The sequence below is a fragment of the Cryobacterium sp. Y50 genome, from assembly GCF_002929805.1.
Classification (GTDB): domain Bacteria; phylum Actinomycetota; class Actinomycetes; order Actinomycetales; family Microbacteriaceae; genus Cryobacterium.
Genome location: NZ_PJJM01000092.1, coordinates 19,194 through 31,324 on the forward strand (window position 1 = coordinate 19,194; position 12,131 = coordinate 31,324).

The following is a 12,131-nucleotide window of genomic DNA, read 5'->3' on the forward strand; positions in this document are numbered from 1 at the left end:
GGCCGCCGATCCTTGTCGGCGACGTAATTCCACCTTACTGCCCCGTCTGGACAGCGGCCACAGGCGCGCTGTTCTAAACTAGGCCCGTGGTCACGTGGTTCGGTCGGCGCCCGCAGCGCAATGAAGCTCCGAGGCTTTCGGCCCGCGGGGCGCCCCAGCCAGCCGAAAAAGTAGACATCAGTTCGCTCGCACCGGGCGTGCAACATTTTCTCGGCCAGGCCGCTTACAGTGAGCTCGGCGAATTCGATAGCCTGGCCCGCGCGGTGGCGACCGCACCGAACCTCGCAGTGAAAGAAGGCCTCAGCGCCGCTGCTGGTCGGGCGCTGAGCAAGCACCACGGACTGATCACCGAGATTCGTCGACGCGGCCACGAACCAGCCGTCGAGATGGCCCCGTTCGTCCTGAGCCTCGATGCGTTCCGCGCGAAAACGGCCGGTACTGACTGGCATGAATTACTGCTGAGCTGCTACCTGGTTGGTGGCTTGCTCGACGACTTCTTCATTCGGCTGTCCGACGGCCTGCCGCGTGATATCGGGCCTCGCGTCGCGCAATTGCTGGGCGAGGATTCCGGTACCGACGTGCTCATTCACGAGCTACAGACCGCGATCGAAAACGACCAGGCGCTCGGCTCACGGCTGGCGATGTGGGGCCGTCGGCTCGTCGGTGACACCCTGCTCGTGGCCAGGTCGGCCACTGATCTGGCGAACGCTCCCGCAGACAGCAATGAGGCACGCATCGAACCGGTCTTCACCGAACTCATCGCGGCGCACACCCGCCGCATGGACGGCCTCGGCCTCACTGCATAAAAATGTGAGACTAGGCCGTTCCGGTTTTGGCGAGGGCTTGCAGCAGCCGCTGATCGGCGTGAATGCGTCGCCGGCTGATCAGAAGATTCAGCACAACGGATGCAGTACAGGCGGCCCCGAGGGACACCCACCAGATCCATCCGCCGGCCCAATTCCAGCCGAGCCAGGTCAGTGCGACCCAGACAAAGGATGCCGCGGCCGTTCCGATCGCCGGGACCAGCACCGAGCCCTGGGTGGAGCGTCCGGGTAAGAAGTACCGTGCGCCGAGGCCTATGAGCGTGCCGAACAGCGCGACGAACAACAACTCCATGGCGTTTTAGGCGACGAAGCCGACGCGGCGCGACTCTTCGCTGCCGAGTTCCACGTAGGCGAGCCCAACGGTCGGAACGATGTAGACGCGACCCTTGCTGTCGCTGAGCTTCAGATAGCCGGTCTGACCGGAGAGGGCCGCCGCAACGGTCTCCTCAATCTCGGTCGCTGGCTGCGAAGTCTCAAAACCGATCTCCCGGGGAGAGTTGAAAATACCAATGCGAATATCCACCGAACTGCCTTTCGTAGCCTTGCGCCCAGATTACGACAGAACGCGCCCCCGCCCTGACCGATTTCACTGTCGGCGCAACCCGTTACCGTTGAAATGTGACCAACCACGACCTCGACGCCGACCAGCAGGCCGTTCTCGACCTCCCCGAAGCGGAGAGCGCCGCCGTTATTGGTGCGCCCGGCTCCGGCAAGACCACCACACTCGTCGAACTCGTCGCCGACCGAGTGTTGAACCGGGGGTATTCACCGAGCGAGGTGCTGGTCTTGGTTCCGACGCGCGCCGGTGCCACCGTGCTACGCGACCGGATCGCGCTGCGCCTGGCCGTGCCGACCAACGGACCGCTAGCTCGCAGCGCCAACTCCGTGGCCTTTCAAATCGTGCGCTCCGCGGTCGCCCAGGCCGGTGGGCCGACTCCGACCCTGCTCACCGGCGGCGAGCAGGACCAGATCATCGCCGAACTGCTACAGGGCCATCTAGACGACGAGACGGCCGGAGCGCCGAGCGGCCCGGTTTGGCCGACCACTCTTGGCGCGGATGTGCGCAGTCTCCGCGGTTTTCGTACCGAACTGCGCGATCTGATGATGCGCGCCGTGGAATATGGCGTCACCCCGGGCCAGTTGGAGCGTCTCGGCCTGGGCCGGCCGGAGTGGGTGGCTGCTGCCGAGTTTATTCGCGGCTACGAAGAGGCCAAGGACCAAGCCCGCCCAGAGCAGTACGACTCTACCGAGCTCGCCCGCTATGCAGCGGCGATCGTGGCCAGAGCCGAGGCCGGCCCGGCCGGGGCTGCGACGCTCGGCACCCTGGCCGGACTGCGTCTGATCGTGCTCGACGATGCCCAGGAAGTCACCCAGGCCACGCTCACCCTGCTGGCGCAGTTCCAGGCGCGCGGAGTCGCGATCATCGCCGTTGGCGACCCCGACATCAGCACCGGTTCATTCCACGGTGCGCATCCCGATGCCCTCGGCCGCCTCGGTCAGTACCTCGGCATCGGCGCGGTCGGTACGCCGGTGCGGACCTCCGCCGGCACCGCGGCGGCTTTGCCTTTCGGCGGGATAGCGCCGCCGATCGTGCTCGGCACCGTTTACCGCCATGGCGCGGGCATCCGTCAGGTGATTCAGCAGATCACCAGCCGCATCGGCGCGGCCGCGGCCGGCACCCAGCGCGCGGCGGGCAGCGTGCTGGCTGCGCCCGACGTGGTGAGCGAGATTGCTGTCGAAGGCTCCGATGATCCTGCGCTCTCGGCCCCGAGCGCAGTGACCACGCCGGACGTCGTCCCCGAACCATCCGTGCACACCGTCATCGCGACCAGCCCGGCCGACCAGCTCGCGGTGATCGCCCGGCTGCTGCGCGAGCGGCACGTGATCGACGACATTCCGTGGTCGCGCATGGCCGTGATTGTGCGCACCGGTTCGCTCGTTCCGTCGATATCCAAGGGGCTCGCCGCTCTCGAGGTGCCGACGCAGGTGTCGACTGCCAGCACGGCGCTGCGCGACGAGTACGCCGTGAAGGCATTTATTCTCGCCCTCGAGGTCGCCCTCGGCCGTAAACAGCTCGACTCCGAGGCCGCGATCGAGCTGCTGCGCGGCCCGCTCGGCGGCCTCGACCCGATCACCCTGCGTCGGCTGCGCGCCGCACTGCGTCAACAGGAGTTGGGGCAACACGAGCTAGGCGAACACGAGCTAGGCGACGACATCCCCTCCCCGCGCAGCGCCGATGAACTGCTCGTCGTCGCCCTGCACGACCCCGAGCTGCTCGCTACCATCGACAACCGCACCGCCCGCCGCGCAGCCGGTTGCGGAGCGAGCCTGCGCCAGGCCGCCATCGAGTATGCGGCCGGCGCGACCATCGAAGAACTTCTTTGGGGCCTGTGGCAGCGCAGTGGCCTCGACCGCGAATGGAAGGAACAGTCCACCAGCACCGGAATCGTCGCCGACGAGGCCAACCACAACCTCGATGCCGTCGTCGCCCTGTTCTCGGCCGCTCAGCGTTACGTCGAACGTACCCCCGCGGCCCCACCGGTTTTGTTCCTCGAACACCTCGTCGACACTGACGTGCCCGAAGATACCCTAGCGCCGCGCGCCCTGGGCGCGGCGGTCACCGTGTCCACGCCGAGCGGTATCATCGGGCGCGATTTTGATATCGTCGTTCTCGCCGGTGTGCAGGCCAACGTCTGGCCCGATCTGCGTGTTCGCGGTTCGTTGCTCGGCGCCGGCGACCTCGCCCTCATCGCCTCGGGGCAAGATGTCCCCGATACCGACGCCCGAACGGCGGTGCTCCATGACGAGCTACGCATGTTCGCTCAGGCGGCCAGCCGGGCCACGACTGAACTGCTCGTGACCGCCGTCAATAACGAAGAGAACGAACCATCGGTGTTCTTTCGCCTGTTGCCGCAGCCTGCCCCGGCTCTCGGAGCCGACGACCCCGCTCACTACCCCGTGTCGCTTCGCGGTCTGACCGCACGACTGCGTCGCGACCTGACCCGTGCCATCCACTCGCCGGGTCGGTTCGACTCTGCCACCCGGGCAGCGGATGCCGCCGCGACGCTGGCCCGGCTCGCCGACGAAAATGTTCCCGGTGCCTCGCCCGACGAGTGGTACGGTCTGGCCGATCCGAGCACCGTGCGTCCGCTCAACGACCCGGAGGCCGGTGACCAACCGGTACGGGTATCGCCGTCGCGCATGGCAGCCTTTGAAACCTGCCCGCTGCACTGGCTGATCGGTCAGGTCGGTGGCGGCAACTCCAACTCCGCCGCTAACCTCGGCACGATCATCCACAAGGTCATGGAAGACGCCACCGATCGGCGCCCAGAAGCCCTGTGGCAGGGGATGGAGGCCCGTTGGAACGAGCTTGACTTCGATGCTGATTGGCAATCCCGGGTGCAGAAGGTTGCAGCGCGGAAGCTAACCGATCGACTGGCCTCCTACCTGCTGGATTTCGAGCACGGCGGCGGCGAGCTGCTGAGCGCCGAGGGCACCTTTCAGCTCGAGGTGAGCGGTGCCGTGCTGTCGGGCACCATCGACCGGGTCGAGCGCCAGGCTGATGGTCGGGCCGTGATCGTCGACCTCAAAACTGGCAAGGGCGATGCGACGAGCGACAGTGGAGTCGCGGAGCATCCGCAGCTTGGCGCCTACCAGCTGGCCTTTCAGGAAGGCGCCATCGACGGTGTGTCCTCGGATATGGCTCTGGCCGGTGCCCGCTTGGTCATCGTCTCCTCGGGCACTGTCAAGCAGAACTATCGCAATCCCACCCAGCCCGCGTTCACGCCGGAGCAGCTTGAGGCTTTTCGCATCCGGGTGGGTGATGACGCTGCCGGAATGGGCGGTGCCACCTTCATCGCCGAGATCACTTCGCACTGTCTCGACCCCAGGTCTCACGGGTCCTGCCGCATCCACGTCATCAAGCAGGTCAGCTCATGAGTCTTCTTTCCACGACCACTACGGTTTCCGCGCTCGATATCGCGGCGGCGCTCAACATGTTCGCGCCGACTATTGAGCAGCAGGCGGTCATCGAAGCGCCGCTCACGCCGACCCTCGTCGTCGCCGGAGCCGGCAGCGGTAAGACCGAGACCATGGCCAACCGGGTGCTTTGGCTGCTCGCCAATGGCCACGCCCGACCCGACCAGATTCTCGGACTCACTTTCACCCGCAAAGCCGCCGGCGAGCTCAGTGAGCGCATCAACAAGCGCATCAGCGACCTCGAAACAGCCGGCCTCATGCCGATCACCGTCGACGCCGACTCCGACTCCGACTCCGACCATGGCACGGCTGCGGAGTCTTCCGACCTGTTCAACACCCCGAGCGTGTCCACCTACAACTCCTTCGCCAGCCGCCTGTTCACCGACAACGCCCTGTTGCTCGGCCGCGAACCCGAGTCGGTGTTGCTGAGCGAAACCAGCGCCTGGCTCCTGGCCCGTCGCGTCGTCATCGACTACGGCGACGGGCGGCTCGTGCCCTTCGGCAAGAGCCTCGACCTCGTCACCGATGCCGTGCTGCAGCTCAGCCGTGCCCTGGCCGAGAATCCGCCAGCCGTTCACCTCGGTCAGCCCGGGGCTCCCCACGACCTCACCGGTCTGGCCGACAGTTTCGGCTACCTGCCCGATTTGCCCTACGGCAATCCGCGCAAGAAGACACCGTACGCCTCGGTCACTGATTCCCTGGCCGCGGTCGTCCCGCTCCCCGTTCTGGCCGAGCTCGCCGCCCGCTACAGCCGTGAGAAGCGTCGCCTCGGACTGATCGAGTTCTCCGATCAGGTCGCCCTGGCACTGCAGGTCTGCCAAAAGGTCGACACCGTCGTCGACCGATACCGGGACCAATACCGCGTGGTGCTCCTCGACGAGTACCAGGACACCTCGGTCTTGCAAACCGAGCTGCTACATACCCTGTTTCGCGACCACCCGGTGATGGCCGTCGGTGATCCCCACCAATCCATTTACGGATGGCGCGGTGCCAGTAGCGCAAACCTGCTCGGCTTCGGCCGAGATTTCAACACCAGCGACTTCAGCCCAGCGATTACGGCCCCGACCATGTCGCTGTCTTTCACGTGGCGCAATCCTGCCCTTGTGCTCGATGCTGCCAACACTCTCGTCGCCCCGCTGAGCGCCGCGCTCCGCGCCAAACCAGGCGGAATCCAGGTCGAAACTCTCAAGGTGCCCACCGGCACCCGGCTCGGCGCGGTCGACGCGCTCATGGCTGAAACCATCGCCGAAGAGGCCGGAGCCATCGCCGACTGGTTCGCCACCCGACTGGTCGGCGAGCACAGCGGCGCGATGCTGTTTCGGGCCCGTAGTGAGATGGAATACTTCGCCGAGGTGCTGCGGGTGCACGGCGTTCGTGCCCACGTGCTCGGACTCGGTGGTTTGCTCTCCACCCCCGAGGTCGCCGATGTCGTGAGTGTGTTGCGCGTGGTGCACGACCCCGCCGCCGGCAGCGAACTGGTGCGGCTGCTCAGCGGTGCCCGCTACCGCGTTGGCGCGCGCGACCTGCAAGCGCTCGCCGACGTGGCGCGCTGGCTGGCCGGGCACGACTGGGCGCAGAAAGCCATCTCGGCCGATTTGCGCGGCAAGCTGCGCGCATCCGTTGCCGGCGATGAGGGCAGCTCGCTCGTCGATGCGCTTGATTTTCTCGGCTCAGCGCCCGACTCGCACGGCCAGCTTGCCGGGTTCAGCGAACTCGGCCGGGCCCGGGTACAGTCGGCCGGTCGTCAGCTGGCCTGGCTGCGCTCCCGGGCCGGCCTGCCGTTGCTCGACCTTGTGCGCTTGATCGAGCAGGAATTTCGGCTCGACGTCGAACTGATCGCGAACGAGGCCAACGACCTCGGCCTGGCTAACCTGTATTCCTTCCACGACACCGTCTCGGCCTTTCTCGACAGTGACGAGCAGGGCACCTTGGCGAGCTTTCTGCGCTGGCTCAAGCGGGCTGAACTGCAAGATGATCTCGGCCCTCGCGCTGAAATGTCGGAGCAAGGCACCGTGCAGCTGCTGACCGTTCACGGAGCCAAGGGTCTCGAATGGGATTTCGTCGCCATTCCTAACCTGACCGAGAAGAGCCTGCCAGCCGCCTCTCGCGATACGAGCGGATGGCTGCGCTTCGGCGAGCTGCCCTATGCGTTCCGAGGCGACCGGTCCGAGCTGCCCGATCTCGATATCGCCGGCCACGTCACCCAGTTCGACTTCGATCTGGCGTTTCAGGCCTACAAGGCCGAGCTGGCCGACCGGCACGACGACGAGGAACGCCGTCTCATCTACGTCGCGACCACCCGCGCCAAGCGCGAGCTGCTGCTGACCGGCTCATTCTGGGGTCCCGGAAGTACCGCCCGCAAGCCCAGCCGTTACCTCACCGAACTTGTCGAGGCCGGGCTGATCGCCGAAATCCCCGACGTGCCCGTCGAGTTCGAGAAGCCCGCCTGGGTCGATGATGGCACTGAACTGTGGCCGTTCGACCCACTCGGTGGCCGCCGGGCGCTGGTCGAGGCTGCTGCGGCAAGGGTGAGCGCGAGCGAAGCGGATACCCCCACGCGCTGGTCGCACGCCGTAACCCTGCTGCTTGAGGAACGCGCCCTGCGCCTCAAAGGCGGCGGGGTTGCGCCCGTGCCCACTCGCATCCCGGCCTCCCGGTTCAAGGACTACGTCGACGATCCGGCCGGTGTCGCGGCGGAGCTGCGCCGCCCGATGCCGCAGCGTCCGTACCGGGCCACTCGGCTCGGCACGTTGTTCCATTCCTGGGTCGAGCGTCGGGCGGGCGGAGCCACTGGCACCGACCGCGTCGATGCCGATCTGTTCGACCTCGATCTCGATCTGGCAGACGAGGGCCAGGGCACGGGAACGCTCGGGCAGCTCGACGTGCCGGAGCAGGAGCAGTTCGCTATTCTCCAGGCCACCTTCGAACGCTCCGAATGGGCTGATCGCCGGCCGGTTGACGTTGAGATCGAAATTCACCACGTGCTCGCCGGGCAGGTTTTCGTCTGCAAGCTCGACGCCGTCTACCGTACCGAAACCGGGTTCCAGGTAGTCGACTGGAAAACCGGGCGGGCGCCCAAGAACGCCGCCGACCTGGAACTCAAACAGACTCAGCTCGCGCTGTACCGGCTCGCCTACGCCCGGTGGAAGGGGATCGATCCGAGCATCGTCGATGCCGTGTTCTATTTCGTCGCCGACGATATCGTCATCACCCCCGAGCGTCTCTACTCGGAGTCCGACCTTCTTGCGGCTTGGTCCGGGGCATTGGCCCCGGTGTTGGCGTCGTCAGAGTCCGCGTCGTCACGGTCGGAGTCAGCGGTCAGTCCCGAAAAGTTATAGCTATCGGTGTGCATGGCCGCGTGCTGGTCGTAGTCGCGGGCGGCGCGCGGCATGTGGTCGAGCATGTTCTCCACGTCACCGACGCTCATGATCGGGCCGGTTTCGGGGGAGAGCGGCTGCTGGGTGTGGCTGTGCACAGTGTCGACCAGGCCGTCGAGCATGGCGACGGCGTCATCGACGATGGACTGGTCGTGGCTGCTGGAACCGTGCAGCAGCCAGCGGGCCAGTTCCAGTTCGGCGTACAGCATGGCGCGCTGGGTGATGTGCGTGTCGCTGCCCTGTCGGGTGCTGGAATAGGTATCGATGGCCAGTTCGGCGGCGTCACCGCGGGCGGCCAGCAGCCAGTGCAGGTCGCGCGCCGGATCGCCGACGGCCAAACCCGACCAGCCGAGAATCCCCGACACGGCGTCGTCGGTGATCAGAATGGAATCGGCCGACATCGACCCGTGCACCACGGCCGGCGCGAACTGCCACAGGGCCTCGTCGTCGGTGCCCTGTTCCCAGCGGCGCAGCAGCGCGGCGGGCAGATAACCGGTGCTGGCGGCTCGGTCGATCAGGTCGATTGCGTCCTTGCGGCACTGTTCGGCGCTTTGCTGCGGCAGGCCGGCGGTGCCGATGAAGGCGCTCGGCAGCGAGTGGATGGCGGCTATCGCGCGCCCGATCGACCCGGCGACGCCCTCATGCCCGGTGAGGGCATCCGCATCAAAACTGTCACCGGCCAGCAGCTCATAGACCACAGCACGGGTCCCTTGAATCGGTGTCTGGCCGACGTACTCGGGCACGTCGAACGGCAGCCGGCTGCGATTGCCGGTGGTGAGCGCGCGCAGCGCCACGAGGTCCGCGGACTGCTCCGTTTCGGCCGACTGGCTGGTGGGAACGCAAATAATGAGCGCACGACCGGCCTTGTCGATGACGAGCGCCGAGTCGAACAGCCCGTGCGCGCCGGCACTGTGCTTGCGGGCGTAGGCCACGTCGAGCCCCGGAACAGCGGAGGTGGCTAACGCGGCTAGAGTGAGTTGAGTTCTGGCCATGCCTTCTAGGTTAGATCGACTTGCGGTCTGGCGGTTATCCGCCACGCCTCCATAACGCGTTCTCGCAGAGCTCGGAGATAAACCATGTCGTTCACATTCACGACGAGGTTGCCGCTGTCTCGCCACGCGGTCGACCGCGACCACCTTACCCGCGACCTGACTGAGCTGTTCGACCAGCTCTGGGCGGATGCCGCCACCCGCCTTCTGCCCGTCTGGAACGGCAAAATACTGCTCGCGCCCCCCGATGCGACCAGCACCGATGCGACCAGCACCGGCGTGCACCTGGCCCTGCTGTCGCCGACGAGTCTGCACAACGCCGGCCTGCGCGTCTACCTCGGCCGGTCCCTGCCCGCTGATCTGCCCGAACCGGCCGGTACCCGCATCGTTGCCGTGCAGCTCGAGGATGACGCCGCCGCCCGCCTCGAACCCGACGAGACACGCTGGGCGGCCTTGCGCACCGTCGCGACCGTGCTCGACGACCGCGACGCCGGGCTGTTCACCGAAGCACTCGGCGTATTCAACTGGCATGCCTCGCACGGGCACTGCCCCCGCTGCGGTGCCGTCACCCTGGTCGAGGAGGGCGGCTGGGTGCGCCGCTGCCCGGTCGATAACAGCCAGGTTTTTCCGCGCACCGACCCCGCCGTGATCGTGCTGATCACCGACGCCGACGACCGCATTCTGCTCGGCTCCAACGCCATGTGGGAGAACAACCGGTACTCACTGCTGGCCGGATTCGTCGAACCCGGCGAAGCCCTTGAAGCGGCCGTGATCCGCGAGATGTCCGAAGAGTCCGGCCTGCGCGTCACCGATGCGGCCTACGTCGGCTCCCAGCCGTGGCCGTTCCCGGCCTCGGTTATGTGCGGCTTCACCGCTCGCCTCGTCGACGACCAGCAAGCTCATGATCTGCTGCCCGACGGAGCTGAGATTCTCGCGCTGCGCTGGTTCAGCCGAAAAGACCTGCTTGATGCTGGTGAGTGGATGCTGCTGCCCGGCCCGTCCTCCATCGCGCACGCCATGATCGAGCGTTGGCTCGGCGCGCCGTTACCCGCCGCGACGGAATTGATTCGTCCGTGACGGTCACCGCCGACTCGCTGCTTGCGGGCCTCGACGAACAGCAGCGTATTGCCGCCGAAGCTTTGATCGGCCCGGTCTGCATGCTCGCTGGCGCCGGAACCGGCAAGACCCGCGCCATAACGCACCGCATTGCGCTCGGCGTGCTGACCGGCGCCTACGCCCCGAACCGGGTCATGGCGCTCACCTTCACCAGCCGCTCGGCCGCCGAACTGCGCGGACGCCTGCGTCAGCTCGGCGCCGGGGGAGTGGCCGCGCGCACCTTTCATGCCGCAGCGCTGTCCCAGCTGAACTACTTCTGGCCGCACGTCGTCGGCGGGCAGGCGCCGCGCATCCTCGACGGCAAGGGCCGCATTCTCGGGCACGCCGCCGAGGCTCTGCACCTCAAACTCGACACCGCCACCCTGCGCGACCTCGCCGCCGAGGTGGAATGGCGCAAAACCAGCGGTCTGAGCATTGAGCAGTACGCGGCCGGTATCGCCCGCCGCAGCCTGCCCGGCCGACTCGACGTCGACCAGGTCGTCGCCCTGCAGCAGACCTACGAGAAGCTCAAAGACGATCGCAAGCAGATCGACTTTGAGGACGTACTGCTCGCCATGGCCGGCATGATCGAGGCCGAACCCTCCGTGGCCCTGCAGGTGCGCGAACAATACCGGTTCTTCGTCGTCGACGAATACCAGGACGTCTCGCCGCTGCAGCACGACCTGCTCGCCCTTTGGCTTGGCGACCGCCGCGACCTCTGCGTCGTCGGCGACGCGAGCCAGACCATCTACTCCTTTGCCGGTGCTCGCAGCGACTACCTGCTGGACTTTCCGAAGGATTATGAGGACTCCACGGTAGTGCGGCTCGAACAGAATTACCGGTCGACCGCTCCGATCGTCGCCACCGCGAACCAGCTGATGCGTGGCCGGTCCGGCGCACTGACCCTGCAGTCTGCCCAGACCGACAGCGGCCCCGACCCAACGGTGCGCGGCTACGCCTCCGACATGGCCGAGGCCCGCGGCGTGGCCGAGCAGATTCTGCAACTTATCGACGCGGGCACTAAACCCGAAGACGTGGCCATCTTGTTCCGGGTCAACGTGCAGGCCGCGCTGATCGAAACGGCGCTGACCGAGGTCGGGGTAAGCTACCAGATTCGCGGCGCGAAACGGTTCTTTGACCTCCCAGAGGTGAAGCAGGCGGTGATGAGCCTGCGCGCGGCATCCGTTTCAATCATTGGGGAACCGCTGTTCAAATCGGTCAGTGACGTTCTGCGTTCGCTCGGCTGGAGCCAGGCTGCTCCGGAGACCCGCGGCGCAGTGCAGGCGCGGTGGGAATCGCTCAACGCCCTGATGGGTCTGGTCGACCAGGCCGCAGCCGGAACCACGTTCAGACAGTTCACCGACGAGCTGATGGAGCGTCAGGCCGGCCAGCACGAACCGACGGTGTCGGCCGTGACGCTCGCCACGATGCACTCCGCTAAGGGCCTCGAGTGGGATGCGGTGTTTGTGGTCGGCCTGAGCGAGGGCCTGGTGCCGATCAGCTATGCGAGCACGTTCGAGCAGATCGACGAGGAACGCCGGCTGCTCTACGTCGGCATCACCCGCGCCCGGAAACGGCTCGCGCTGAGCTGGTCGTCCTCGGGAGTGCAGGCGCGAGGAGCTCGCGAACGCTCGCGTTTTCTGGAAGAGCTTGGCAGCCGCACCGCTCGTGCAGCCGGTGTACAGAGGCCGTGAGCGCACCGCCCCGCGCGTCCAGGCGCAGTGACCGCGTGAACAACACGGATCGGCCTGTTTCCAGGCGGTCCTGAACGAGTCCGGCCACCCGGGCGGCGAGCTCGAAGCTCAGCCGCGGAGTTTCGCTCGGGGCCTCGCGCAGCACGAGCTGGCAGGCCATGGCCGGCCAGCACG

At 66.7% G+C, this 12,131-nt stretch carries 8 protein-coding genes; 5 read left to right on the forward strand and 3 right to left on the reverse strand.

Annotated features, from left to right (window positions below; translation table 11 throughout):
• Positions 1-86 precede the first annotated feature (86 nt).
• Positions 87-806 carry a ferritin-like fold-containing protein gene (locus tag CXY73_RS11145; protein WP_104135818.1) on the forward strand — a complete coding sequence of 240 codons (720 nt, stop codon included), beginning with the start codon at positions 87-89 and terminating at the stop codon, positions 804-806.
• Positions 807-816: 10 nt separating this feature from the next.
• Here CXY73_RS11145 and CXY73_RS11150 read toward each other — a convergent pair whose 3' ends face one another.
• Positions 817-1,116 carry a hypothetical protein gene (locus CXY73_RS11150; RefSeq protein ID WP_104177743.1) on the reverse strand — a complete coding sequence of 100 codons (300 nt, stop codon included), beginning with the start codon at positions 1,114-1,116 and terminating at the stop codon, positions 817-819.
• A 6-nt stretch (positions 1,117-1,122) separates the two neighbouring features.
• Positions 1,123-1,347, reverse strand: a complete 225-nt coding sequence (locus tag CXY73_RS11155) for a DUF3107 domain-containing protein (protein WP_092108379.1) — start codon at positions 1,345-1,347, stop codon at positions 1,123-1,125.
• Between the two features lie 95 nt (positions 1,348-1,442).
• Between CXY73_RS11155 and CXY73_RS11160 the strand changes: the two genes are divergently transcribed.
• Complete coding sequence (locus CXY73_RS11160) at positions 1,443-4,763, forward strand: ATP-dependent DNA helicase (RefSeq protein ID WP_104177744.1); 3,321 nt, start codon at positions 1,443-1,445, stop codon at positions 4,761-4,763.
• Positions 4,760-8,140: an ATP-dependent DNA helicase gene (locus tag CXY73_RS11165; RefSeq protein ID WP_104177745.1), complete on the forward strand. Its 3,381-nt coding sequence runs from the start codon at positions 4,760-4,762 to the stop codon at positions 8,138-8,140. The genes CXY73_RS11160 and CXY73_RS11165 overlap by 4 nt, the downstream gene beginning before the upstream one ends.
• On the opposite strand, the gene CXY73_RS11170 is transcribed toward CXY73_RS11165, so the two are convergent.
• Complete coding sequence (locus CXY73_RS11170; RefSeq protein ID WP_104177746.1) at positions 8,026-9,171, reverse strand: phosphotransferase; 1,146 nt, start codon at positions 9,169-9,171, stop codon at positions 8,026-8,028. The genes CXY73_RS11165 and CXY73_RS11170 overlap by 115 nt on opposite strands.
• 84 nt (positions 9,172-9,255) lie before the next feature.
• On the opposite strand from CXY73_RS11170, the gene nudC reads away from it, so the two are divergent.
• On the forward strand, positions 9,256-10,245 hold the full coding sequence (gene nudC / locus CXY73_RS11175) for an NAD(+) diphosphatase (RefSeq protein WP_104177747.1): 990 nt from the start codon (positions 9,256-9,258) through the stop codon (positions 10,243-10,245).
• Positions 10,242-11,957 carry an ATP-dependent helicase gene (locus tag CXY73_RS11180; protein ID WP_104177784.1) on the forward strand — a complete coding sequence of 572 codons (1,716 nt, stop codon included), beginning with the start codon at positions 10,242-10,244 and terminating at the stop codon, positions 11,955-11,957. The genes nudC and CXY73_RS11180 overlap by 4 nt, the downstream gene beginning before the upstream one ends.
• The last annotated feature ends 174 nt before the right edge of the window (positions 11,958-12,131 follow it).

What these genes read in the sequence shown, in the direction of transcription:
- CXY73_RS11170 (WP_104177746.1), bottom strand. Translation starts at nt 9,171, where the DNA reads ATGGCCAGAACTCAACTCACTCTAGCCGCGTTAGCCACCTCCGCTGTT.
- CXY73_RS11150 (WP_104177743.1), bottom strand. Translation starts at nt 1,116, where the DNA reads ATGGAGTTGTTGTTCGTCGCGCTGTTCGGCACGCTCATAGGCCTCGGC.
- nudC (WP_104177747.1), top strand. Translation starts at nt 9,256, where the DNA reads ATGTCGTTCACATTCACGACGAGGTTGCCGCTGTCTCGCCACGCGGTC.
- CXY73_RS11165 (WP_104177745.1), top strand. Translation starts at nt 4,760, where the DNA reads ATGAGTCTTCTTTCCACGACCACTACGGTTTCCGCGCTCGATATCGCG.